General features: G+C 54.0%; 19 protein-coding genes and 3 pseudogenes. 15 read left to right on the plus strand and 7 right to left on the minus strand.

Translation table 11 applies throughout. From position 1 onward, the window contains the following. Window positions 1-597 precede the first annotated feature (597 nt). Both ACP97_RS14360 and ACP97_RS14365 read right to left on the minus strand, forming a co-directional pair. Window positions 598-1,611 carry an mRNA 3'-end processing factor gene (locus tag ACP97_RS14360; RefSeq protein WP_049998541.1) on the minus strand — a complete coding sequence of 338 codons (1,014 nt, stop codon included), beginning with the start codon at window positions 1,609-1,611 and terminating at the stop codon, window positions 598-600. Between the two features lie 61 nt (window positions 1,612-1,672). After that, complete coding sequence (locus ACP97_RS14365) at window positions 1,673-3,343, minus strand: ATP-dependent DNA ligase (protein WP_049998542.1); 1,671 nt, start codon at window positions 3,341-3,343, stop codon at window positions 1,673-1,675. 256 nt (window positions 3,344-3,599) lie between these two features. On the opposite strand from ACP97_RS14365, the pseudogene ACP97_RS21435 reads away from it, so the two are divergent. The 12 genes and pseudogenes from ACP97_RS21435 to ACP97_RS14425 all read left to right on the plus strand — a co-directional run. Then, window positions 3,600-3,874, plus strand: a pseudogene (locus tag ACP97_RS21435) (IS6 family transposase); the annotation flags it as partial. 139 nt (window positions 3,875-4,013) lie between these two features. Further along, on the plus strand, window positions 4,014-4,775 hold the full coding sequence (nucS, locus tag ACP97_RS14375; RefSeq protein WP_049998543.1) for an endonuclease NucS: 762 nt from the start codon (window positions 4,014-4,016) through the stop codon (window positions 4,773-4,775). A gap of 156 nt (window positions 4,776-4,931) precedes the next feature. Beyond that, on the plus strand, window positions 4,932-5,258 hold the full coding sequence (locus tag ACP97_RS14380) for a hypothetical protein (protein WP_049998544.1): 327 nt from the start codon (window positions 4,932-4,934) through the stop codon (window positions 5,256-5,258). A gap of 212 nt (window positions 5,259-5,470) precedes the next feature. After that, window positions 5,471-6,301, plus strand: coding sequence for an IS5 family transposase (locus ACP97_RS14385; protein WP_049998545.1), 831 nt, complete (start codon window positions 5,471-5,473; stop codon window positions 6,299-6,301). A gap of 33 nt (window positions 6,302-6,334) precedes the next feature. After that, window positions 6,335-7,183: pseudogene (locus ACP97_RS14390) on the plus strand (arsenic resistance protein); the annotation flags it as partial. Between the two features lie 156 nt (window positions 7,184-7,339). Next, entirely contained in the window at window positions 7,340-7,936 is a 597-nt protein-coding gene (locus ACP97_RS14395) for an HdeD family acid-resistance protein (protein WP_049998546.1), read from the plus strand. 466 nt (window positions 7,937-8,402) lie between these two features. Beyond that, complete coding sequence (locus ACP97_RS14400; RefSeq protein WP_237561176.1) at window positions 8,403-9,575, plus strand: AI-2E family transporter; 1,173 nt, start codon at window positions 8,403-8,405, stop codon at window positions 9,573-9,575. A gap of 135 nt (window positions 9,576-9,710) precedes the next feature. Then, a complete protein-coding gene (locus ACP97_RS14405) occupies window positions 9,711-10,331 on the plus strand; it encodes a GAP family protein (RefSeq protein ID WP_049998547.1) in 621 nt (206 codons plus the stop codon). 2,035 nt (window positions 10,332-12,366) lie between these two features. Continuing rightward, window positions 12,367-12,792 carry an EamA family transporter gene (locus tag ACP97_RS14415; protein ID WP_049998549.1) on the plus strand — a complete coding sequence of 142 codons (426 nt, stop codon included), beginning with the start codon at window positions 12,367-12,369 and terminating at the stop codon, window positions 12,790-12,792. 1,039 nt (window positions 12,793-13,831) lie between these two features. Beyond that, on the plus strand, window positions 13,832-14,893 hold the full coding sequence (locus ACP97_RS14420; RefSeq protein WP_237561177.1) for a phosphotransferase family protein: 1,062 nt from the start codon (window positions 13,832-13,834) through the stop codon (window positions 14,891-14,893). 61 nt (window positions 14,894-14,954) lie between these two features. Continuing rightward, window positions 14,955-15,366, plus strand: a pseudogene (locus tag ACP97_RS20860) (ISH3 family transposase); the annotation flags it as partial. 7 nt (window positions 15,367-15,373) lie between these two features. Next, window positions 15,374-15,679 (plus strand): DUF6788 family protein, encoded by a 306-nt coding sequence (locus ACP97_RS14425; RefSeq protein WP_049998551.1) that lies wholly within the window; start codon window positions 15,374-15,376, stop codon window positions 15,677-15,679. A gap of 432 nt (window positions 15,680-16,111) precedes the next feature. On the opposite strand, the gene ACP97_RS14430 is transcribed toward ACP97_RS14425, so the two are convergent. Further along, complete coding sequence (locus ACP97_RS14430) at window positions 16,112-16,828, minus strand: hypothetical protein (RefSeq protein WP_154020017.1); 717 nt, start codon at window positions 16,826-16,828, stop codon at window positions 16,112-16,114. A gap of 503 nt (window positions 16,829-17,331) precedes the next feature. Between ACP97_RS14430 and ACP97_RS14435 the strand changes: the two genes are divergently transcribed. Beyond that, entirely contained in the window at window positions 17,332-18,603 is a 1,272-nt protein-coding gene (locus tag ACP97_RS14435; RefSeq protein WP_237561178.1) for a hypothetical protein, read from the plus strand. Between the two features lie 117 nt (window positions 18,604-18,720). Continuing rightward, a complete protein-coding gene (locus ACP97_RS14440; RefSeq protein ID WP_079977661.1) occupies window positions 18,721-19,425 on the plus strand; it encodes a tyrosine-type recombinase/integrase in 705 nt (234 codons plus the stop codon). Window positions 19,426-19,712: 287 nt separating this feature from the next. Here ACP97_RS14440 and ACP97_RS14445 read toward each other — a convergent pair whose 3' ends face one another. Together ACP97_RS14445 and ACP97_RS20500 are read right to left on the minus strand one after the other, a co-directional pair. Next, window positions 19,713-20,216, minus strand: a complete 504-nt coding sequence (locus tag ACP97_RS14445; protein WP_049998554.1) for a hypothetical protein — start codon at window positions 20,214-20,216, stop codon at window positions 19,713-19,715. After that, window positions 20,216-20,755, minus strand: a complete 540-nt coding sequence (locus ACP97_RS20500; protein ID WP_202593626.1) for a DUF7342 family protein — start codon at window positions 20,753-20,755, stop codon at window positions 20,216-20,218. The genes ACP97_RS14445 and ACP97_RS20500 overlap by 1 nt, the downstream gene beginning before the upstream one ends. Before the next feature lie 332 nt (window positions 20,756-21,087). Between ACP97_RS20500 and ACP97_RS19130 the strand changes: the two genes are divergently transcribed. Next, window positions 21,088-21,858, plus strand: coding sequence for an alpha/beta fold hydrolase (locus tag ACP97_RS19130; RefSeq protein WP_161782624.1), 771 nt, complete (start codon window positions 21,088-21,090; stop codon window positions 21,856-21,858). Window positions 21,859-22,153: 295 nt separating this feature from the next. On the opposite strand, the gene ACP97_RS14460 is transcribed toward ACP97_RS19130, so the two are convergent. Next, window positions 22,154-22,351: an HAD family hydrolase gene (locus ACP97_RS14460; protein WP_049998556.1), complete on the minus strand. Its 198-nt coding sequence runs from the start codon at window positions 22,349-22,351 to the stop codon at window positions 22,154-22,156. Window positions 22,352-22,697: 346 nt separating this feature from the next. Beyond that, window positions 22,698-23,195, minus strand: coding sequence for a hypothetical protein (locus ACP97_RS14470; RefSeq protein ID WP_154020018.1), 498 nt, complete (start codon window positions 23,193-23,195; stop codon window positions 22,698-22,700). Window positions 23,196-24,017 lie beyond the last annotated feature (822 nt).

Consider the following 24,017-nt stretch of genomic DNA (forward strand, 5'->3'; position numbering starts at 1 on the left):
GATCTAGCTGATCGCATACTCACAAAGCATCTTTCCGCAGGGAGATAACCCCGTCCTGAAGCCCGAGGGGCTGAAGGGTGGGGCGGAATCGGGTAAACTTCTTAGCTCCGCGGCCCGTCTGGACGGTAGGGCTTATCAGAACTTTTCGATGGTTGATTTCGCTTAGTCTGGCAGTATTCTTTGATCGTCGCCTGCTCGTCGATCCTGAACGTCAAAAGGTTACGCTAGGCCCTATAGTCCACGACGGGCCGAAGACAGCCCCGCAAGGGGTGCCGGACGCTTCGACCACTGTTCGGTTTCTCGTCATGGACGGGCTGCAGTCACCCAACCTCGGAGTGGGGAACGACGACGACTGAACATCTTCCCGGATTGCGGTGCGGACGGAAAGGATGAAGGTCCGAGAACACCCGCAACTAAATTGCCGCTGGTGGTGTGGTCCGCCATCAAACGAGGTCGGATTAGGCGCGCAACGACGCCCCCACCGACCGCCACGCAAGCCCCGCCGTTTACCGCGGGGTCGGTGACAGTGACGTGGATTCCAAAACAAAAAGAGCTAATAGACGATATCTGAGAACCGTTTTTGTTGGTGTGACAAATTCAGAAGGCATCTAGCGAGGTTTGATTTTTCTTGAGCGACCGTGCTTCAATATCGAGTTCAGCTTCGAGATGAGTAGCGAATGCGTCGGCGAACCCGTGCTGAGTGTATACCTGGTTCGGATTGAGTGCTTCAACAGTTGCAACAAGCTCAGCGAAATCGCTGTGGTCGGAAAGCACGAACGTCTCGTCATAGTCGCCGCGATACTTGAACGAGTCCTCGGTGGCCCACCCCGAGAAGCCGGCCTTGACCGCGCCCGTGTTTTCGACGATGTGGTCAACGAACGAGAGCTTGTTCGTCTGCGCAGGAAGTACCAGCGCGTCCCCAGCTCCTATTGTCACATCTCGCCTGTAGCGATCAGCGCCGAAGTCAATACCATGAGCTTTGCCAATAACGTCGTTTATTCGCTCGGTAGCCTCTGTCACGAATAGTCGCTCGCGCTCGGAACGATTGACGAGCAATTCGAGTTCCTGGGCGCGCCCGAGCGTGTAGCCGAAGAGGATGACCGGCGTCTCGTGAGTGTCATTCAGCCAGTTGACGATACGAGTCTCTAGTACATCCTGCTCTTCGAAAACGTACTCTGGCGTTCCATAGGTGGTTTCGGTGATGAGCACGTCGATGTTGTGGTCAGTGGCGACTGCTTTTGCGTCGAATCCGTCGAGAGTGAATCGATCCCGCGTCGAGAAGTCACCCGTGTAGAGGTAGGTGGTTCCGTCGTCATCATCAATGATCGTAGCGCGTGACCCCGGAACGTGTCCCGCTGACACCTGTTTGACTGCTCGATGCGACTTGCGTGAAAGCGACCCTTCGTCTTCTCGGCGCGCAGCAGCGAGTCGAGCGGTGAGGCCCGAACAGATCACGCCAGCAGGTGCACGTGTATACAGATGATCGCCGTGGGCGTGACTCAGTGCGATGATATCTCCACTAGGTTTGGTTGCGTCCGCGACAAATGTCTCGCCGGTCGTGAGGTCGATCTGCACGCCGTCGCGGAGGCTGACCGTCCCGGCACCCGTCATCGATGACTACCGCCATGTTGTGTTCTTTTCGACAACCTAGTTATTGCAGGGTAGCTCATCGCTACTGCTCCTCGTAGAGGCGTTCGACGCGCTCTAACCGGTCGGCATTCTCGGGTCCGAGGTCATCGCGGAATCCACCAAACCGTGGGAATCGGAGCGCGTACCCGGAATCGTAGGTGGTCGATTCTTGGATCTCTTCGTACTCGACTTGGATGACGACCTCCGGGCGAAGGTTCGCCGTTCGGTCATCAATCGACTGGATCAGAGGTTCGAGCTTGGCTGTGATCTCGCGGAGTTCGGCATCGGTCATCCCGGAGAACATCCGCCCGACCTCGCGGAGTTCCTCCTGTTCAGCGTCCCAGCAGGCGAGACGCAGGCGACCCAGCCAGTCACTTTTGCGGCCCTCACTCCACTTCGCCTGCACGACAACGAGGTCGAGCGGCTCCATCATTGGCTTGACTTTCAACATATATCCGACACGTGACCCGGGCTGGTAGGAGGCGTTCGCATTCTTCACGATTAGGCCTTCCTGACCGGCCTCCAGCGCGTCAGCGTAGAACGACTCCGCCCCCTCGGCCGATGCTGACTGGAGGTTCGCTGCCCGCTGGACGGTTTCTCCACCGTGCTCGATGATCCCTTCAAGATGCTTGACGCGCTCGGCCAGTGGTGCATCGACGAGCGATTGGCCATCGTGGTAGAGGAGGTCAAAGACGTGGACGGTTGCAGGATACTCTGTGGCCATCTTCTCGATATCGTTTTTCCGCTTGATACGTTTGGAAAATTCCTGAAAGGGAATCGGCTTACCCGTCTCGGAATCGTATGATACTACCTCGGCCTCGATAATGGCGCTCTCGACAGTGATTTCGTCGCGGACGGCAGCGACAATGTCCGGGAACTGTGTCGTGACGTCTTCGAGTTGTCGGGTGAACACGCGAATCTCGTCGCTGCTCACATGGATTTTCGTCCGCATTCCGTCGTACTTGTACTCGACGAGGGGCTGTTCGGTTGCGTCGAGTGCGTCAGCAACGTCTTCGGCTTTCTGGGCGAGCATGGCCTTCACGGGCCGGAACAGCTCGACTTCAAGGGCATCGAGTCCATCGCGTCCCTGCTCGCGGGCGGTCTCGCCTACGGTCCGAAAGTCGTTCGTGACTTCGTAGGCCCGTTCGACCGCTTGGATCGCTTCGTCGGAACCATCGAAAAACGCCATAGCGAGGGCGTCGCGAATGGTTCCTTCACCAACTCCCAGCCGCATTGCACCGACGATAGTCCGTACGATATAGCGTGCTTCGTCCGGTTCGGCGTCCGCGAGCAGGTCCGCAATATCGTTGATGCGTCGCTCCTGACTGCCTGGCCCCTCGTATTCGGAGAGACCGCGGAGAGTGTCGTAGACAGTGCGGACGTCGAGCGTCTCCGAGACGAGAGTAGTCTGAGCACGATTCTCGACGGCGTTTGCGGCGGCGTTCCCGAGGTCACCAGTTTCACGCCACCATGACTGGATCTGCTCGTCATCGATGCCGGTCGCATCGACAATAGCTTGCGCCGTGAGCGACGATGAGACACCAAGGTCGTCGCTCTCCCATGCGGCGAATAGGCGACCGCGAGCGAGTTGGGTAAGCTCCGGTAGCAACTCTCCGGCGTCGCCGAAAGCATTAGCTAGGATATCGGTTTTTTCGAGTGTCGAAGATGTTGCGTCGAGACGGTCGTAAATCTCGACAAGACGGCGATATTCCATTGCTAAAACTAAGGGTAGGAACCCGCAAAAGGGTGCGGATTGCAGTTTCCGGCCACAAAGAGAGCGGCCACTCAGGGCAACGAATTGGGATCCGACTATCTTCAAACAGGGAGAGAATCCAGCCATTCCACAGCGGGCGTGAATCGCGTAAACTTTCCCGTGGATTCTCACAACCGCCAGCAACGAGACGGTAGCCATTCTGGATATTCAACATTCACTCCCCTCTGGAGGCACTGCTAGATTGAGGTTGAACTGAGCGGAGTTCCTCGTCGACGGCATGGGCTACCTGACGGCGCTGGCGAAGACCGACCTCCTCGACGACCTCAACTACACTGACCGGAACGTCGTTGGGAAGCTGTCCAGACCTATACCATGCGTGTCGGCCGATTTCACGAGACTTGGAATGACAGTCAGCCAAGCGCCCAACGGTGGCTGACTGCCTACACCGCCTACTACAACCACCTCAGAAGTCACCAAGCGCTGGAGAATCAAACGCCGATCGAAGCACTCGAACTGGAGAGCTCAATCTAGCAGTGCCGTAGTCGGTGAAAAATCAGTATCACGACAACGGGGCGGTCAATGCTGCTTCCTGACCGCGCAAATTTCGTCACAGACAGACACCACGTACACCACCGAATCCACTACCTTGTTGTAGACCTAAACAGCTGCTATGCCCGTCTCGTCGCTCGCTGACCCAGCGTCCGAAGATGCGCTCGAACTGCTCAGCACGGGCTTTGAGCGCGGCGGAATGCTCACACTCGTCGGAGAGTGTGAAGTCGACTACGACGGACGCGCATCGAGTCATCTCCCGCCTGGTGAGCGCTTGGTAATTCTCAAGCCCGATGGCACGCTGTTGGTTCACCAAGACAGCCAGCGCAAACCGGTCAACTGGCAGCCACCCGGTTCGACGCACAACGCTCGTCTCGACGGCGACAGCCTCATCGTCGAGAGTGTCCGCACCTCACCTCACGAAGAGCTTGAGATTACCTTCGAGGCGGTTGCACAGGCTTCACTACTGGAGTTGGATGACACCTCGGGTCTCGCACTCGAAGGCAGTGAAGAGGACCTTCGCCAACGAATTCTTGCCAATCCTGACGTCCTCGAAACTGGATTCACGGCAATGGCGACCGAACGCGAGACTGTCGCTGGGGCAATCGATATCTACGGTCAGGACGCCGATGGCACTCCCACTGCGGTCGAGCTCAAACGCCGCCGAGTAGGTCCGGATGCGGTCGGACAATTGCACCGGTACGTCGAAGCTCTCGAACGCGAGTTGTACGGTAAATCCGTCAGGGGAATCTTGGTTGCTCCGTCGGTAACCGATCGCGCCGAGCGATTGCTTGCGAGCGAAGATTTGGAATTCGTCTCGCTATCCCCCGAACAGACGGACACGTCTCGACCGACGGATCTCTCCGAATACGCCGAGAAATAGCCCACGGAGGCGTTCCAGTGTATGCATCATCAAACCCTCTTTCGTCTCCGTCATCGGGAGAACTCATGGCTGAAACATACTCGATCGAACACTGGCTGAGTATTATATCCAGGGTACCGTGGGCTACACAGTGGCTCGGAACGCGAGACAGAATCCATGATGGTGTTCGCGTTCGAGCTACCTGCAATGATCTTTAACACGGAGGATGGCGACAGCATCCGTATTGAAACGGTAGCAGCAAGCGATTGCGATGAGCCTCGAGAACATCTCGTTTTCGAGGTTGGTATGGCTATTTCAGTCACACCGAGAAGAACAGGAGCAGTTGGGTCTATTTACTCCTACCAAGATGTGGGTTCAAAGCTCCTTGACTCAGAGGACCAGTTCATCATACTGGCAGAGAGCGGAACAGAGGACGAGACGGTGCAATGTACCGGGTGTATAATGCACAACAGCACGGAGTTCGAAGCATCGACTATTCATTGAAACGGTTGTTTGCTGCTGGTTCTAGATGAGTAGGCGAGTTCCCGCTACTACTGGGATATCGCTCCGAGAGATATCAACGCAAGCGAGCAACGTACGATCTGAGTGGCGGACAACACCTCCCCGCTATCGATTATATTCGGCTCTATTGAATCCGCCGACAGCGTCGGGATGAGTCGTCAGAACGATTGAGACGAAGCGGAAGAGGAGTCTTTGTGCAGAAGATTCTCTTCCGCTTCGTCAAACAGGCTGTCTCGATTGCACGAAAACTTACTGATGCAGCGCTGATGCAGATCAGCCATCCTGCCGGCAACAGAGTTGCCGGCTGGAAGCACGCTGTCTTGCACTTTCTCCGTGAGCATATGGACGCGACACTCACCGAAGTCCTCGACTGGGCCGAAGAAATGGAACGCATACGAGCCGCGCTCGTCCTCGAGCGCGGTGAGTTCCTTGGTCCGTCCGCGCTGTGTAGGTCCCTTGATCGAGCTCCGATGGCCGTCTGGCGAGAGCTGCTCCGACTCTCGTCGGAGCTGCTCGACCAGTCCGGTCACGCCGCCATCGATGCCACCTACTTCGACCGCAGAGAAGCATCGAGCCACTATCTCAAGCGCTGTGATCGAGACGTACAGACCGTGCAAGCGACATTTCTCGTCGATACCGCGCAGGGCGCGGTTATCGACGTTCATTGTAGTGCGAAGTGGCCCAACGGGACGAACGTTGGCCCGCAGGTCGCCCTGCGAAACGCAGGCGACCTGCTCAGCCTCGCCGCCGACAAGGGCTACGACGCCATGAGTTTCCGCGAGGAGTTACGTGCTGAAGGCGTGCGTCCGCTGATCAAACACCGTGTCTTCGCACCGTACGATCACGCGCACAACGCGCGAATCCAGGACGAACTCTACAACCAGCGCTCGATCTGTGAGACCGTAAACTCGGTAATCAAGCGCTCGTACGGCTCCGCCGTCCGAGCGCGGTCATGGTATCGACAGTTCCGCGAGATCACGCTCACCGCTGCGGTCTACAACCTCGAATTGCCCCTCAAACCGTGAATCCCGCTGCCCTCTGCGGATTCAATAGAGCCGTACGTGACATTCCTTGAAATCCCGTTCGTCAAACTTCGACGAGCGTTCACAAACGGCCGGTTTATGCTGGCTGCGCTTGGAATGAACTTCCTCGTAGTCCCGGTTGTCGTCTTCATTCTCACTCGATTTCTCCCCCAGAATCCGGTCATTCTCGTCGGGGCATTCATGGTATTACTCACGCCGTGCATCGACTACGTGATTTCGTTCACGGAGCTTGCGAACGGTGATTCAGAACAGATCACTGCTGCGACGCCAGTGCTGCTACTCATTCAGTTGCTGCTCCTTCCGGGGTATCTATGGGTGTTCATGGGAGAACGGGTAGCAGAGTTCATCCAGGCAGGACCCTTCATTAAAGCGTTTGTCCTCATCATCGCGCTTCCGCTGACGTTCGCATGGCTCACTGAAATTGGTGCAGAGCGTTCTGAGACCGGAAAGCGGTGGGAAGATGCAATGGGGTGGTTGCCAGCCCCAATGATGAGTGCGACGCTGTTCGTGGTTATTGCGTCCCAACTCCTGCGTGTTGAAAGTTCGATTGGGCAGATCGCGGTGGTTGTTCCTGTCTACATAGCGTTTCTCGTTGTGATGCCACTGCTCGGACGGTTGGCAGCCAGCCTCTTCCAGATGGATGTAGGCGAAAGCCGTGCTCTGGTATTCACATCCGTTACTCGAAACTCGCTGGTTATTTTGCCGTTGGCACTTGCATTGCCATCTGGATACGAGCTCGCTCCAGCGGTCGTCGTAACGCAGACACTCGTGGAATTAGTTGGAATGGTTCTCCTTACCCGAGTTGTTCCGTCATGGCTCATACCAGCATCTGAACCAACAACGAGCACGCAAACAACACCGTAACGTACGGGTTGCGCGTCAAGAATAGCGCCATTATAATTTTGCATATCGGACCATCCTATTGGTTCGGTAAATTTCTCTTTGCCGACAATTTGACAATGGTTGAGAATACTAGTTTAAGCTATTGCCCGTCATATGGTTGCTGAGTGATAAGCAATCATGAGTTCTGAAACCAATGCTGCAGTCGAAGAGACACCACTATCAACTAGCTGGCGGCCGCTTGCTCTCGTTGGCGCCTTGACCGCGATTTTCGGGGTATTAGCTGTTGTGTTTCCGTTCATCACCGGAGTGTCGATTTCAGTCTTGCTTGGAATGTTGCTCCTTGCCAGTGGGTTCGTGCACGTTGCTCATTCTTTCTCGGCAGGGAACTGGAAGGGAGCGATTTGGCAAGTTATCTTGGCTACGCTGTACGCTATCGCAGGTATTGCCTTAGTAGTAAATCCCCTGTTTACGTTAGCGACGTTGACGGTGATTCTAGCAGCGTTCTTTATTTTCAACGGAATCCTTGAGGTTGCCATGGGAGTGGGACTTCGAGGCGAGCAGGGACGGGGATGGATGGTGGCTAGCGGTGTTCTCGGCATCGTTGTCGGTGCCCTAATTTGGATCGGATGGCCGAGTACCGCTATCTGGGCCATTGGTATTTTGTTTGGTGTAAACCTCCTCAGCACAGGGCTGTCGTTGATTATGCTTGCGATGAGTGGCCGTAGGTCCAATGAGGAAAGCGCCTCCTTGGGAACGAAGCCACGAGGTGCCTGAACCACCACCGGTTAGATATTTTCGGTTGGAACTCTAACGACAGTCACAGCAAGAAGATACAAAGTGATGGCTCCCACGAGTAAACTCGTGGGCTTCCTGCTTCGGCGACAGGACTTATACCCGAAGGCACAGCGGTCCCAGTCTCCACAGACGTTAGGGTTCGGCTCCACCCGTTCCTACCGTATCGAAAGAAACGGGCGAGAGAAACAAGTAGCTTACGCGATTCATCCCACCTGTAAACAGTGGGCTTTCTCCCTGTCTTTGGTGTAAACCACCCATCTCTAATTCAACTCAGGAACCTTCTATATCAAGATCTAGTACGAAGCGTATCGCGTCTCTGGATATGTACCCTCACTATATAACACAAAGATCGCATTGAAACCTCTAGATGCTACCGCCGACTATATATCAATCTCATCGGCAATTCAGCGATACTTATAAGATATCTTATATCCACTAGCACTGCATGGCTACAAGTGGAGAAGGCCCGGGAGTAACGCGGGTCCGCGTCGCTCGACCGGATGTGAAATGGGGCATCGTGGGTTTGGTGGTGTTTGGAATCATCGCTTTCGTTGGATACACCTTTCTTCCGTGGGTAGTCTTAGGGCTCTTCATCTACTATGTTGCTCGTCCCATCAACCGACGCATCGGCCACCAAATCGGGAAAGGAAACCTTTCAGCGGCACTCACACTGCTTCTGATTATCGTACCCATTTTGCTATTACTAGGGGTGTTTCTTTCAGTAGCGCTCGGACAATTCGCCGCCTTTGTGACATCTGAAACTTCAGAACAACTCCTCGAACAATCACCGATTGGCATAGGGGCGATACCGGACGACCCCAATCAGTTAATAGATACAGCGACTGCGACGCTATCAGACCCGTCGGTACAATCGACACTCACCGAAGCGCAAGCCTTCGTGGGTGCCACCGCTTCTGGTCTCTTCATGATGTTCCTTTCGCTGTTGTTGGGGTTCTTTCTCCTTGTGGAAGACCAGCGTCTCAGTCAGTGGGGCAAAAAACAGATTCTCGGGAGCGACGCAGTGTCTATCGATTATCTCGAGGCAGTCGATAGAGGATTGAACTCGGTGTTCTTCGGGTACACGTTGACTATCTTTGTCATCATGATTCTTACAGCGGTCATTTACAACGTGTTCAATTTCTTCGCCCCGGGAAATCTCCTCATTCCAGCAACGATCCTGTTAGCGGTCGTTACCGGTCTTTTCACTCTCGTCCCTCTAGTTGGTCGGTCCATCATCTATCTTGGTATCGCTGCAGTTCTCGCGTTGGGCGCTATCCAGCTCAACCCAACGCTCGTCTGGTACCCACTCCTGTTTTTCGTGTTCATGGCGCTGGCGTTCGATAACGTCGTCCGAACGTACATCCGGCCGTACCTCTCGGGAAAGATGTTCCATCTCTCGCTCGTCATGTTCGCCTATCTCCTCGGGCCGGCTCTGTTCGGGTGGTATGGTATCTTCCTTGGCCCACTCTTGATGGTCATCGTCGTCCAGTTCCTCCAGGTGGTCGTCCCACAACTCCGTGACGAAGAACCATCTCTCCCTCTCGATGTCGGTCAGACGACGTTCCAGGATACGGATGAGGATCTTGACGATCCGTTGAAGGGAGGGGAGGCGACCTAATGAGACCCACCATCGACCAAGGGAGCGGAAAGCACACAGACGACGTGACGACTAACAGAAATTCAAAATGAAGAACAGGTTTCACATAAGCTATGAAGATAATAGTGAAAAAGCGGAGTACAGGACGGTTGAGCGATGAGTTTTCTCACCCTCCTCCCGTTAGCAATTGTGATGATTGCGGGCCCGCAACTTCTCAGTGCCATCTTCCTCGCTACGAGTGAGGACTGGCGGCGAAACTCTGCCTTGTTCGTATTCGGAGCAACTCTCTCGATCACGCTTATCGTCACAGTCGCATATCTCCTCGGCAACAGTGTTTCTGGTGGAGGGGAGAGTTCTCACACGGGTTTGCAGATAATTGTACTCCTTCTCTTGCTCTCTGCTATGGTCTCGGTATACCTCGGTAGAGAGGAGGCAGAACCGCCAAAGTGGATGGGGAAACTACAATCCGCGAATCCCCGGTTCTCGTTCAAGCTTGGCTTCTTGTTATTAGGTGTGTTTCCGACCGATATTCTCACCTCTGCGGCCGTCGGTTCGTATCTCTCGAGCAACGACCTGCCGTGGAGGGATTCCATCGGTTTTATCTTACTTACTGTCCTCCTTCTGGCACTCCCGTCGATTGCTGTGCTTGCGCTCGGCAAGCGGGCAGAAGCGTTTCTTCCAAAGGTTCGTGACTGGATGAACGCCAACTCGTGGATCGTCAATGAGGCCGTTATTCTGCTCTTCATCCTCCTAACTCTCAACAATCTCCTCGGATAATCGGCTTCAGAGCAGTAAGAGCGAGAATAGTCATGTCACGCTACTGGTTATCAGCTGAAATTCGGTCGCTTTCCCGTCCTTGTTTCGCCTTGTTGTGAGACGTTCATCCATCACTCCACTGCGTATAGAGACTTTGACATCCTCCCCGCCGTAAACGGCGAGGCTTTGCACCTATCTTTCACGTAAGATAGTGCCGTTACAGAAATTTTAATCTTGACCGAAAGCAATGTTGTGTGTCGTGCTGCGAGCAGTCAGCGCCGAGGAGATTGAGGATCGCCACGGTCTCGCGGAGCGAAAGCCTCCGCAGAATGGAGACGGACAGTGAACGCCCTTGACAGGCGTTGCCATCCGCTCTCGCTCCCAACAGTCACTATCTACCGCCTCTAACGTCTCACCGAGCAGGTCGCTGAGTGGCATGAACAACCAGTTCTTCGACCTGATCACTCTTACACGCTATTGTTTTGGCAGGCGCTAATGCCCACGACTTTAGTCGTGGGATACAGCGCCGTAAGCAACGGTCACAAGCCGCCGAAATCGCAAGGCTTAGGCTCTCTGAGTGCCTATCCTGCGGTATCGAACGCGGCACGTCCGCGCCCATGCCGGGACAATCGGACAATCTTCGACAACCCATAACGCTCAGCGAACGACCTTCGCCGGAGGTTGTGGGGGCGGTGCGACAGAAGTACCTCCGAGTCGAGTCGGGGAGAATGACGACCGCACGGACGCCCCACCGAAAGGCAGGGCGTCCGCGTATGGTGTCCCGAACGATAGGAGTACCGGGGGCTTGGCACTCCCAGTGGACGAAAAGCGTCCGTCCACGAACCTGAAACTCCCAACGAACCCACGTGCGGTGCAGGGCGGTGGGAATCCCACGGCTGAAGCCGTGGGAGGATGTCAATTGGATAGCACCGACTGAAGACTTGTGAATGGTACTTTAGATTTGCTCGCACATCCAGCAAATCGTGAAAGTTAACACCATGAAAAGTGTCTTTAAAACATGGTATCGGCGGAAACGGTCTTTTTAGCCGCGACAACATTCCAGATTGTTTTCACTCTCCCCACACTCTTCGACAGAGGGTCTACTGTCCCTCGTGAAACAAGCATCCCCACTGCAATCGTTTGGCTCGTCTATGGGGTGACGTATTTCACGATCTCCTATCCACTTGCGGGAATCGCAAGCATTGTGGGTGGGACTCTATGGGGACTTGTGGCCCTCTTTCGAGCTCGGTCATCAGAGCAGGAGATTGACTACAACCCGAGCAATATTATTCCCGGTGACTGATCTATTTCTCGCCGCTCCGGTTCGTTACTGCTGGATCCCATCGCCTGTGAGTCCTTCCCTTCACAAAAGCCTGAATAGAGATTCGCTGTCCGATCATGGCTTCAAATTCGCTCAGAGCGCAAAGTATCATAATACGGGATCGTTATTGAGGAAACCGTCTTCCACAATATGGTGACGGCAGAGGTTGTATTCTTGAGCGGCGCATTCATAAAGATATCAGTAATTCTTCTTATGCTCCTCGATAAGAATTCCACTATTCCACGCGAGACAAGTATCCCGACTACAATTATTTGGTATGTCTACGGGGTAACATACTTCTCTATCTCCTATCCACTTGCGGGAATCGCAAGTATCCTTGGTGGGACTCTGTGGGGACTTGTAGCACTCTATCGAGCACGGTCGTCAGAACAGGACCCTGACTATAGCTTGGACGATATTATTTCCAGAGACTGATTCACTTCTCATCGCTCCGATTCATTGCTATAGGGATTAGCACTGATCCTCGGTTTTCACATTACATATCCCCGATTTGTTGGAAACCGATGTACGAGATACAGAGGTTATATCTGGCTTCTATCTGCAAGCCATCGCTGCCTCTCTACTTGGATGAATTCTTTTCAGAGAGGATATCACACTTACTGTGGTTGTGGGGTTGGCTGTCATCGTCTGTGGGTTCACTCTCACTGAGCGCCATCTTGTCCGGAAAATCTTGAGGACGAAGTGACTTTGCGGAGCGATACGAGACACTTATCGATGGAATTCGCAGAGATGGATTCGACCGTTTTGTTCGGCTTGACTACAATGGTGACGTGGGGGATCTGGATCATTCTGGGCAACGCTGCGGCGGAGTCTATCGACCCTAGAACTGCAGCCGCCATCTCGTATTTGACGGCGGGACTCCTTGCACTCGGATTTGTCGTCGTTTCTGACGCATCAGTCGCCGTCACTATGCGAGGAGGGCTACTTGCTGGCGTGGCTGGCTTGTTTACCGGAATCGGCCTTATTTCGATGTACATGGGGTTCGCTCAAGGGTCAACGACAGTCGTCTCGACTCTCGGTGCCATGTACTTCGTCGTTGCAGCCATCATCAGTATGGGCGTGCTCGGAGATGAGATTACGATAACCAGATTCGTCGGCATCGCATTCGCAGTTGTTGGCGTTGTCTTGGTTGCTCGATAGACCACATCTACCGATTGGAGTGATTGGACGAGGATGCGAGTGACAGGTGACAGCGGGTTCTCGCTCGAAATTTCGACCAGTGCTGTAAATAGACGAATGTACTATACTTGAGGTCGAAGGTCGGGTTGAAGCGAATTCACTCGCTCGAGCAGAATCTCTTTGGCGAATCGATATGCAAGATACGCGCGCTCTATTCAGCAGAGGTTGTACGAACTGCCGAGTTTCTGGCAGGAGCGGCGTGCTGGATAGAGAGGATATAGACAGCAAACAGGACTAATTAATTTGATAGGGCTTTAGGAAGGCGTTCAGTATAGAGTTGCCTGTTCTATAGCCTCTAAATATGAAGACATCTGTTTACAAGTGTATATGATGAGAGAGTATTCTCCCACAACCTGGAGGTATTCAGACAAAATTAAGTAGGATTACTGTAAACACCCTTGTCAACAATGGAATATAGCCCGAGAAAAATTTTTAAACTGCTTATTTATATCGGGGCTGTTGGTGGTCTGAGTGCTTGGGCGCTGTTTGTAGTCCCTTCTGGATTGAGAGGAACTATCTTTTCAGGGCCTCTTGCATTAGCGGCTATAGGGTATAGTATACTACTCTTCCAAAAAACTGTAGTGAAGATAGATCAGGCCATCCGCTTCGTACGATTGCATCATGACACTACGGTTTACGGGTATCTCAGAGATATAGTTGCAAGATGATATAAATACCACAACGGATTTTTAGTTGATATACTTCGTCGATTATAGAGGTTCTCAGAGTAACCCATAGTTTTGCGCGAATCCTTCTCAGTAATTGGGAGATATAGCGTGAGAGATACAAAGACTGTATTCAGCAAAAGAATCATTTGATAGGACCTGAGAGAAAGCGACACAGTCGTTTAGTGGGTGAATAGACCAGCACGCAGTCTAACAGAAAGACCGCTTCTCCTCAAGACCACTACGCTGCGCCATACTTTTCCGGTGTATCTTCCTAGCGGAGACGTATGTCCAGTGCCGGGGCAGAGCAATCGTCCACCGAGATCTCCGACGAGATGCTGGCCGAGATGGTCTGTCATCTACGGTCCTCTTGGACTCCAGTAAACATCGAACATATCGTGGAGGGCGTCAATTCCACGGTCGCCATCGATATCGATACGCCGACAGGAGAACAGAGAATCGTCCTCAAGGCTAGCACTAGCACTCACCCACTAGCTGAGGATCGATCTAGAGCCGAGCCGCGGGTCCTCTCGCTCCTCCAGCGAAAGACTGCTGTTCCGGTTCCAGCTGTGTTCGACACCTGCGACGACCACGAAACTTACCCGACCCCGTACTTCCTGATGGAGTACGTTGACGGGGAGACGATCAACCACGCTGACGCACCGAATCTCCCGGTCGACGTCCGCGAGACGATCTTCCGTGAGGCTGGGCAGAATCTGGCGGAACTCCACACGCTTGGTCCCTTGGACGAAGTGGGTGACCTAGTGGGGAAGGACAACGAGGTATCGGTACTCGACACCCCAGATTCGCCGAGTTACGATGTCTTCCACGAGTGGCTACTCGACTCGTACGAGGAGACCCTCAATCAACTTCTGGGGGAGGGTGGGTATTTTCCCGAACTCACGAAGGACCCGAACCGATTCGACGACCTCGTCCCTGAGATCCGAAACTACCTCAGAGAGACGGTTCCAAACCTCCTCCCACCAGAGCCAGCGACCTACTGCCACAAGGACTACCGATACGGAAATTTGGTGGTCGTCCCGGAAACCGGAGCGACACGTGCAGTCCTCGACTGGGCGAACCTCATGTCTGCTCCGCCGGGGTTCAATCTTGCAATCGCGGAATCGAAGCTACTGAAACCGGATTTGAACACGGATGCCGACGCATCGGCAGGCCGCGCTGGCGAGTTGCGCCGGGCGCTCTGGGAGGGGTATGAATCGGTGCGCGATGGGTGGGCTTTCGATACGGCGACGCGCGATCGGATTCGTGTGTATCGACTCGCGTTTCGTCTGGACCAGATGGCCTGTCTTCCGCTATTCTCCCGTATCGACCCCACGCTGGATGACCGCGATGCTCGGGCCGCCGAACATCGGGCATTCGCCGAACAGTATCTCTGAGCGGAACACCAAACTCAGTACCTCACAAAGCTCGTTAGGTGAACGGCTGCTTGGTGGATTGATGGAGGCCAACCAAGCAGCCAGTGAACTCACAGAGGACCAAGTCCTTAACTTTCTCGTCAATACCCTCGACGAGGAGATCGATATCGGACTCGGCGAGAACGCCAATATTGACTCCGAGGACATCTGGGACGTCCTCGTCGGCGCGACTGCCGACGAGGACTCAGTTACTCACCTTTGCGAGATTTCAGAGGAATCACCCCACGGCAACACGATTCTTCACCACCTCCGAGCTCGAACGAATCGGCAAGACTCTCATCCAGCAAGACATCCTCGAAATTCTTCCAAATCGGCCGGTGGTGGTCGTCGCCGACCTCCACCTCCGTCCGTACTACGGCGAGGAGTACGACTCAAAGAACGAGCTCTACCAGTCCCTCGCCAAAGCTGGAACGACCACGTTCCACGGGTACGCCAAAGCCGATGGCGAGCGTGAAAAATCGTCTTGCCAAGCAGAATGTCGCGGCGCTTTCGGACGCCCGCGAGTATCTCGACGAGCTAATCGAGTGGAAGCAGCGGCCGGTCGAGAACGACGATCTGCCGCAGGCGGCGGAGCCGGTTGGCGACGAGAACGATGGGAGAGAGGGAACGGTGGTCATGGAGAAAGTGACCTGTGGTGACGAAACGTGCAAATGCATGTCCGAGGGGGAGAAACACGGCCCGTACAAGTATCGCTACTATCGCATGAGCGACGGCACGCTCACCTCCAAGTACATCGACAACGAGTGATACTGTTCATATTTTCTCTCGCTTCTCGTCCGACCTTGTGCAACAATCGTGGGTCGGAATATGCGAATTTGTTACATAAGGTAGCCGAAAGCCTCTGGAAGTGGTGGTTCTATCGGGACACTCCATAGCTACACGCGAACCTTCTTGCTAGTTGAGAAATACAGCATCGAGATAGAGAGGCTATATCTTGCACATGGCCTCTATCGCGATCTCTCGCCTCAAAGTTCTCTAGCTGCTCCTGTAAGCAGTGGAGTGGCTGTGGACAGGGGAAAGTGGACTGAGCGGTGTAATTCCAAAAATGTGGTGCTAGGAAGAATTATATCAGTGCCCACACCCTGTAAGCAAGGATTGGAGGGGCTAAAAAGGACTCTGCGACCGGGTGGAAATGAACAGTATCGATAAACGCGCCTACTGATAGTCGGGTAGTTCTCTCTAATCATTGTAGTAATCAAACATCATGTTGAGTCCGCTGTTGATCTCTAGTATGAGAAGCCTCCACAGATTGGGGCGGTCGGTTGCTGTCTCCGAGAGCAGTTGGTGAATAGGTGCAAGATCGGCTTGGTGGGCTAGTGTTGCGGTCCGCTCGGGCAATTCATAGTGGATCCTTTTGAAGATCAACCTCCGTTTCTTGATGGTTTCAACGACCCCGCGCTCAGCCAGTCCCGACGTGACTAACTGTGAGGGGAGCCCAACCGGGCTATTGACCCGTCCACCGGTTTTCCGAAGCAAGTGGTATACCAAGTCCTCAATCTGGACACGCCCCTGGTCGTCTTGGAGTTTCTCATGGAGGGATAGTATATGCGCTTCAAGTGAATGTTCTGGCCACGCTACTGTCGTGTTGGCTTTCTCTGCGCAAAGCACTGTATATGTACGTCGCCTCAGCAATCCCTTCTTTTCGCCCGGCACAAGTCGAATCGTTCCTTCCTGTTCATTAGCTAAGAAGGCCACTGCCAATAGTGCTCGACCAAGAACACTCCCCCGCGCTTTCGAATCGCTATGCAGGAGTCGTATATTTGTTTCTGGGCCTATTGATTTCGTATAATTCCCAATTCCTTTTGGATTTGCCGCCTTCAAATCAGACGATAGCTCTTCGGTGTCGAACTGCTCTCCATTGAGAAATACTTGTTCGCTAAATGTCAATTCTGTCATGGTATGATCTACTACAGCAGACAATATAGCTGTTGCGAGACTGTCTAATCACCGATTTAGTATTTCCTCAACCGAGATATGGTTATCAAGCGCTTGATTAGGGCGCTGGAAATTGTCGTAGTGGACTTCGATTAATTTAGTGCCGTCAAGGACCACACCCTGCGGCGGATCGAAGACGCCAGCGAGCTGTTGAATAGTGAAGGAGAGACATGACGGGCCCCATGCTCTGGACTGTGGTTGGGAGGGAATGGACTCCTCAACGCCAGAATTAGGTTGGTCACCGGGTTGTGAAGACTAAGCGCAGCACGTAACTGGCACACAGATGAGTTGAGAAAGGCGCTAAGCTTCGAACGGGGGTCTATCCTCCAATGGACACTAATCCGTGCATAATTAGTTGCTAAACTGACTAATTCGAGTGATCTAATTTGTCCGTCTCTCTGCGAGATACGCGCCCTGTATTCAGCAGCGTTTGTACGAACTGCCGAATTTCTGGCAGGAGCGGCGTGCTGAATAGAGAGGCTGTATTCAGTAAGAAATCACTGGCAGACAGCGGTCAGAGATTCCTCTCTTCTCAACACTCGGTATCTGTCGCCGCTTCTATTTCATCAAACAGGCTGTCGAGTGAAAACGGGTCATCAGCTCTTCAGCCGACTACCCTCAGATACACAACACCACATCGTCAATCGTCTCCACCAGTTCTCCTTTTTGCTACTGACCGCCTATCGAAGTACATGGACGATGACACACAAGACGAAACAATGCACGGGCGGATGGACGAAAGCCGGCTGCGGTACTGGTTTTTGCTGGACGGCGACCGATGGCTGATTTCAGCCGGGCTGACTGTCGGTTTCTTTCTCGCCCTCCTCGTTGTCGGAGCGGTTGATCCCTCGACGTTTCGCGCAGTGTTTCGGAGCACAAATCAAGTTGGAATCACCTTTCAAGCACTGATCGCCTCACTCATCACCGGAGTGACGCTCGTCGTGACGATTGGGCAGTTAGTGCTTTCACAGGAGTTCGGCTCGTTGGAGACACAGCGGGAACGGATGTCCGGTGCCGTCGAATTCCGCCACGATGCCGAGGAGGTGTTCGGCTCTGCGGGTCCGCCGGATCCAGGGACGTTTCTGCGCAAGCTCATCGAATCGAGCATGACTCGGGCTGAAAACCTTGAGGACGCCATTGCTACGAATGACGACGATGAGTTACATGAACAGGTCGAGCGGTTCGTCGAGGACCTCACGGAGAACGCCAAAGAGGTCATCGACCAACTGGAAGACGTACAGTTCGGGGAATTCGAGCTGTTCCGAGCGGCGATGAACTACAACTACTCGTGGAAGATTTTCGGCATACAGTGGCTCAGATCGGAGTACGAAGGGAGTCTGAGCGCTAGCGACGACGAGCTATTCGAGGAGTTGCTGGACGTACTCACGCTCTTTGGCATCACGCGAGGCCACTTCAAATCGATATACTATCAATGGGAACTCGTGCGTCTCCTCCGCTCAATCCTGGTTACAGCAATCCCTGCGCTGGTAGTCGCAACGGCGACACTACTCTTCTTGGAGCCGAATTCGTTTCAAGGGACCCTTCTCACGGTACCCACCATCATCTGGGTCGTCGGTGGGGCCTCGGCATTGTCTACCACACCGTTTTTCGTTCTCACGTCGATAGTCCTCCGGGTTGCCACGATTGCAAAGCGGACGGGCGCAATTGGACCGTTCGTTCTTCACGAATCAGACAGAGGAGACGACATCGATCTTTATGACTCGGCGGCTCAATGAGGATGGGTTCGCACTTCTGGCTCTGCAAGATACGCGCCCTCTATTCAGCAGGAAGGCCAGTTGCTACCGTCGTGCTGAGAGGAAGGTACATTCTTTATGCGCGCACGTCAGTACGAGATGGCTCATCATCCAAAATCCAGAAACGAGTGGGCGGAACGGCACCGAAAGGCACTGACCACCCGTCACACCCACGAGGACGTACTAAACGACCGCGAGTTCGAACTTCTGCTGGAAGCGTGTACAGCACTTCCAGATCCACGGGGGTTCGAAGCGCGATTCGTCTGTCTGGTCGGTGGTCGACTCGGCCTCCGTGCCGGAGAGATAGCCCATTTCCAGACCTCGTGGATTGACTGGAATCGCCAGCTCATCAGGATTCCACGACATGAACCCTGTAGCTGTGGCTACTGTCGACGCCAAGCGGGACAAGAGGCAGAGCACAACGATCAACTCACCACAGCCGGCGCTCTCGCGTCACGCTGGCATCCGAAGACTATCGCCTCCGCCCGGTCGATCCCATTTGATCTGTCGCTCCGCATCGAGTTGTGCATCGAGCGATTTGCAAACCGCTACGACGGCTTTCCACGGTCACGGGCGACCGTCAACCGGCGGGTTCAGGAGGCCGCCGAAGAGGCCGATCTCACCGGACGAATCTATCCCCACTGTCTGCGGGCGACGGCGGCCAGCTACCACGCGTACAAAGGCGTGGCCTCGGTCCCCTTACAGGCACTCATGGGATGGAGTGATCTCGCGACGGCCCAGAAATATATCCGGATATCTGGAACCGCCACCGCCGACGCACTCCGACAGGTGCACCACCGATAGCTGATCTCCCTTTTCTGGCAGTACATCCAGTACTGCATAGAGAGTATGTCAGCATGACCGCGGAGGCTCTCATCAGACATCATTCCCAACCAAAGATACGATCATGCAGTAAAAGAAACGGCAGTGGAAGCTTATTCTGTGAAGAGACGTACTGATAGTATAGAATTGAACAGCGAACCCCCTCCCAGCATGGATACTCGACCTTGCAGAGGGCGATGCGTACTGGTCTCTCGGATCGCTCACCGTCCTAAGCGGGTCAAAACGGCTGACAGTAGTACACTACTCAACTACGGACGCCACGACGTATTGAGTCCGACAGGGCGTCCCTGCTCCCACTCGACGGCGAAGACTGAATCTGGAAGCGAGTTGAGTCGTTGTTCCACGACATCAAGTGGGTGCGAGTCGATGAACTGTGCCCGTTGGTGATCGACAGCCGTTGCCCCATCGTTCACTTGCAGGTGAACCGGCCCGAGGTCATCGTGTGTGTCATCCTGATGCCACCCGACGAGCAGACTGCGCTCAGGCTCGATCCAGTTGAACCAGTAGTACTCGTACGGGTCGCTGGTCCGTAGTTGAAATCCGATCTCGACCCGCGCATCAGTCACCGGGTACTCGTCATCTTGAAGGAACTGCCGCGGGTTCACATTGGCGACGACCCGGTACGGGCCCGCCTCGCGCGGTTCAGCCCGTCGTCTTCGAACGTTCTCGAGCGCGCCGCTGAGTCGATTCTGGATGCGGTCGTGGAGCCGCTTGTTTTGCAAGTTCGCCCGATTAGCGAGGAAGACAACCATTAGGCGAGCGTCGAGGGAGTGTCTGTGCGCGGTGACGAGAGTTCCACGATGTCATCATACAGTTGGAGGGCGTGCTTCACAAGCCCGAGTTCCGTATTGATCGCCTCCCAAGTAGCGATCACGTTGCGACGTTCACGAAGCTCCTCAGCCGAGAGGTCCTCGTCAGCGAGCTGCTCCCGGAACTCATCAAGTGAATTGACCTCGTACTCCGTCGCCAGCTCTTCCTGTTCCTCCTTCAGCTCTGTGAGTTGGCTCTCCAGTTCGTCACGCGAGTGGGCCGTAATCAGGTCCGTCATCTCATCGAAGAGCATCCGCACGGGGTTCAGGTCGTAGGCTTTCGTCCCGTCGACGGTCGTTTCAGTGACCCAGTCGTCACTCTGCAGTCGCTGGAGTTCATCGTCAGCTGTCGCGCGTGAGACGTCTGCCCAGTCCGCGATCTCCTGCACTGGCGTTGGTTCGTCCAGCAGCTCCACGACGTGCCGGACGCGCTCACGCCCACTTGTACTCTCCGTCCATAACCCCGGATTCGGTTCAGCCATCGTACTGGCTCTTACACCCCGTGGTGCAAATAATTTGCCTTCGTTCAAATATTCAAATCGAGGTTGCCGTTTTCTGAGGTAGTGTCCTTGCGAGCGGGTGTTATTCGGAGCAGAGTCTGCACCCGGTACACGCCACGGACTTCCCTTCCAGCAGCGTTTGGACGAACTGCCGTAACCCTGCCAGCTTTCGCCTGACCGATCCAGAGGCTGTATCTCGCATCTAACCGCTGTCGCTATCTCTCAGGCTGACCGTGCAAGCAGAGGAGTGACTGCTGACAAGGATGAAGTAAACCGACGAGATTTTCATGCCATCACCAATTAGACCGTGCTCTATGCCAAAATCATCCACAGTCAAATCAACAGATGGGACGGAGATTGCTTACAGACAGGGTGGAAATGGCCCACCGCTCATCCTCATTCACGGGGGAGGTCTCAGTGGCCAAACACTCTGGGATACTATGCAACCTCAGTTTATCTCAGACACCACACTTCTCGTTCCGGACCGACGTGGACACGGGGATAGCGGTGACACCAGCGACTACAACCTCGAACAGGAAGTAGCCGACATCCATTCGATTATTGAATCAGTCGGCAGTAATCCGACATTGTTCGGTCATTCATACGGTGGACTCTGCGCACTGGAGGCAGCACGAGAGGCGACAGTCAAGCGACTGATTCTGTATGAACCAGCGATTCTAACAGGGGAACACAAAGACGATGCGAACCTCTCCGACGAGATGGAAAAACTTCTCGACGCGGGTGAACGACGTCAGGCCGTCAAACAGTACCTTCGAGAAAGTGCAGGACTTGAAAATATCGAACGCCTCCCGATCTGGCCCGAAATCGTGAATCACGCTAAAATTATTGTTCGGCAGAACCGTGCTATCGAACAATATCGCCTTGAGGACCTCGATATATCTGTACCGACACTCTTGCTGAGGAGCGAAGAAGGCCCAGAACACCTTCGAGACGGCGTAGGGAGGCTCCATGAGACGCTCCCCAACAGTCAACTTGTCGAACTGAAGGACATGGGTCATAACGGCGTCTACTCAAATTCCGAGCAAGTTGCGAACGAGATTTGGGCTTTTATGCAAGAAACGTAGGGAAGACTACGACCAGAGAGGCGTTCGGCAAGGTTCTCATCCTGACCGAACTGCCTACCGAACGCTGTCGCGTGACCGACATCTCGGGCGCTCGCTTCGCCGTCGCAACCCCTCCCCCGCCGCGGGGCTGGCGGGATAAGGATGAGCGTGGAACGTGCAAGATACGCGCTTTCTATTCAGCAGTCGGTGGGAGACATGACTGCACGCGATCACCGCGGGCGTGCTGACTACAGAGGCTGTATTCAGCAACCGAGATCGAACATGGAGCTTCGCCTCATCAACTAGGCGTCCGTTCTCAGTGGATGATCGAGGGAGCACCGAGACACTCTGCGAGTTCGACGAAATCATCGACCACGATATCATAGGCCGACTCATCGGGCTTCTCGGCGCTTTCGACCGCGTCGGAACCCCACTCAGTGGATCGGTGGACGTACGCAGTGTGGAGTCCCACGTCGCGGCTCGCATCGAGATCTGGTTCGTGTGCCGCGACCATCATTACGCCGTCGGTCCAGCTTCGACGATCTCGGAGCGACTTGCACCGAGATCAGCGCACTCATCAACCAGTTCGTCCATCTCATGAGCGATTGAATTCTCGATTAAAACACCAAGCTTCATTTCGTCATCTCTTAAACAGTCTCAAATTTCCGTGTACTCAGTGCACATTGTTCTTGTTGCGTTATTTCTGTTTCACACGAGAACTGGAAATCTCTGAGCTTAAGCGATAACGAGTGGTCTCAACCATAGTTGGTCGTTCTCTGTAACACACTGCCTTCAAACCGACCGTCAGTTGCAACAGAGAGACGGACGTGCCGGATGAACCGCGACACTAAGCAGGAGGTTCACTGCTGGTCATCGGTGAGTGACATTGACCGTCCGATTCCCCGCAACTGATACAGGTTCCGAAATCCCCGGGCTCTTTGAGAAAGCACATACCCACCAATGAGGACGAACAGACCACTCAAAATCCAGTTCACTATCGAAAGCGAAGCATCAGCCGAAAGCACCACCTGTGCATTCGTGACAATAGTGTAAACGATGATACTTGCGATGAGCACGTTGACGAGAGCCGATGTCAACAGGTTCTTTACTGTCGTTTGGGTCGCAGCGAGCTTTTCACGAGAAAATCCGGGTTCATAGCGCTCGTCAACTTCGACGCGGACAGCGTTTTCAGCTGATCCAACGTCGTTGCGGGTCTCGTGGGTGAGAACCATCCCACCGTCAAAATATTCGTAGTAATAACTGTCCGGGGCTGGCGGTTCGTTATAGAACCGTATCTTCTCAAAACCCGACTGTCTGCTGTCGGACTGGCTTGACCCGTCTCCATTTTCTTGATTCACTACTAGTCGTCCTTCGGGTCGGGAACATTCCACTCGTTAGTCATCAGTCTCAGTTCTCCCATGCTCGAAAGTCGATATAATCGAGACCGTCCACGCACTCGTAGAGCTCATCTGCGTCCATATCATCGCTACACCGATATGCGCCTTCTGCCTTGAGTGATCTGCGAAAGAATTGAACCCTTCGAAAATACGCTCGAGAGGCACTACTAAATCGTTAGACGCCGCTCGAGTGAGTAGTAACGTGTTTCATTCGACTCAAGGGATCAAAAGTTACGCAGACCATTCCTGGCAGAAGTTGGCTAGCTCGATTCGTCATGCATAGCCAACACCGAAATTCATACTGCCGATGTCGGTTTCGAGATCAGTCGTGCATGAAGACAGTGTCTAGTCAAAGTATGAGCAGTTCTCGGAGCGTCATCATACTCGAACCAAGAACTGCTCATACTTTGACTAGACAGTACCGATTGAACGGAGCATGGAGGCACCCGAACAGTTTCGGCAGCAATCTCAAGCTCTGTACTGGTCTCTATTCATCTTGCACAGGAAACGAGGTGACAAAATGAGAGATGAAATACCACGAAAGAATCCAAGATAGCTCATCTCAGACGTTCATACGACCACTTTCACTCCGCGCGTGGCTCAGGTATATCGTCTAGAGAGTCCTATGGAAAGCGAGGAAGTTCCAGAGCGATGAGTATCAATAAGCATACCAACAGTCCGCTGACCGCAATCCTCATTCAGGGCGTCAGCACCACCCATCCAGACAGAACCGAGGCAGCACGTCGCTTCGTAAACGAGCGACCACGACTTGTAAACGGGGAA

The sequence above is a fragment of the Halococcus sediminicola genome (genome assembly GCF_000755245.1).
Lineage (GTDB): Archaea > Halobacteriota > Halobacteria > Halobacteriales > Halococcaceae > Halococcus > Halococcus sediminicola.

Coding starts and splice junctions, on each gene's coding strand:
- ACP97_RS14360 (WP_049998541.1), bottom strand. CDS start 1,611: ATGACGGGTGCCGGGACGGTCAGCCTCCGCGACGGCGTGCAGATCGAC.
- ACP97_RS14365 (WP_049998542.1), bottom strand. CDS start 3,343: ATGGAATATCGCCGTCTTGTCGAGATTTACGACCGTCTCGACGCAACA.
- nucS (WP_049998543.1), top strand. CDS start 4,014: ATGCCCGTCTCGTCGCTCGCTGACCCAGCGTCCGAAGATGCGCTCGAA.
- ACP97_RS14380 (WP_049998544.1), top strand. CDS start 4,932: ATGATGGTGTTCGCGTTCGAGCTACCTGCAATGATCTTTAACACGGAG.
- ACP97_RS14395 (WP_049998546.1), top strand. CDS start 7,340: ATGAGTTCTGAAACCAATGCTGCAGTCGAAGAGACACCACTATCAACT.
- ACP97_RS14400 (WP_237561176.1), top strand. CDS start 8,403: ATGGCTACAAGTGGAGAAGGCCCGGGAGTAACGCGGGTCCGCGTCGCT.
- ACP97_RS14405 (WP_049998547.1), top strand. CDS start 9,711: ATGAGTTTTCTCACCCTCCTCCCGTTAGCAATTGTGATGATTGCGGGC.
- ACP97_RS14415 (WP_049998549.1), top strand. CDS start 12,367: ATGGAATTCGCAGAGATGGATTCGACCGTTTTGTTCGGCTTGACTACA.
- ACP97_RS14420 (WP_237561177.1), top strand. CDS start 13,832: ATGCTGGCCGAGATGGTCTGTCATCTACGGTCCTCTTGGACTCCAGTA.
- ACP97_RS14425 (WP_049998551.1), top strand. CDS start 15,374: ATGGCGAGCGTGAAAAATCGTCTTGCCAAGCAGAATGTCGCGGCGCTT.
- ACP97_RS14430 (WP_154020017.1), bottom strand. CDS start 16,828: ATGACAGAATTGACATTTAGCGAACAAGTATTTCTCAATGGAGAGCAG.
- ACP97_RS14440 (WP_079977661.1), top strand. CDS start 18,721: ATGGCTCATCATCCAAAATCCAGAAACGAGTGGGCGGAACGGCACCGA.
- ACP97_RS14445 (WP_049998554.1), bottom strand. CDS start 20,216: ATGGTTGTCTTCCTCGCTAATCGGGCGAACTTGCAAAACAAGCGGCTC.
- ACP97_RS20500 (WP_202593626.1), bottom strand. CDS start 20,755: ATGGCTGAACCGAATCCGGGGTTATGGACGGAGAGTACAAGTGGGCGT.
- ACP97_RS19130 (WP_161782624.1), top strand. CDS start 21,088: ATGCCAAAATCATCCACAGTCAAATCAACAGATGGGACGGAGATTGCT.
- ACP97_RS14460 (WP_049998556.1), bottom strand. CDS start 22,351: ATGGTCGCGGCACACGAACCAGATCTCGATGCGAGCCGCGACGTGGGA.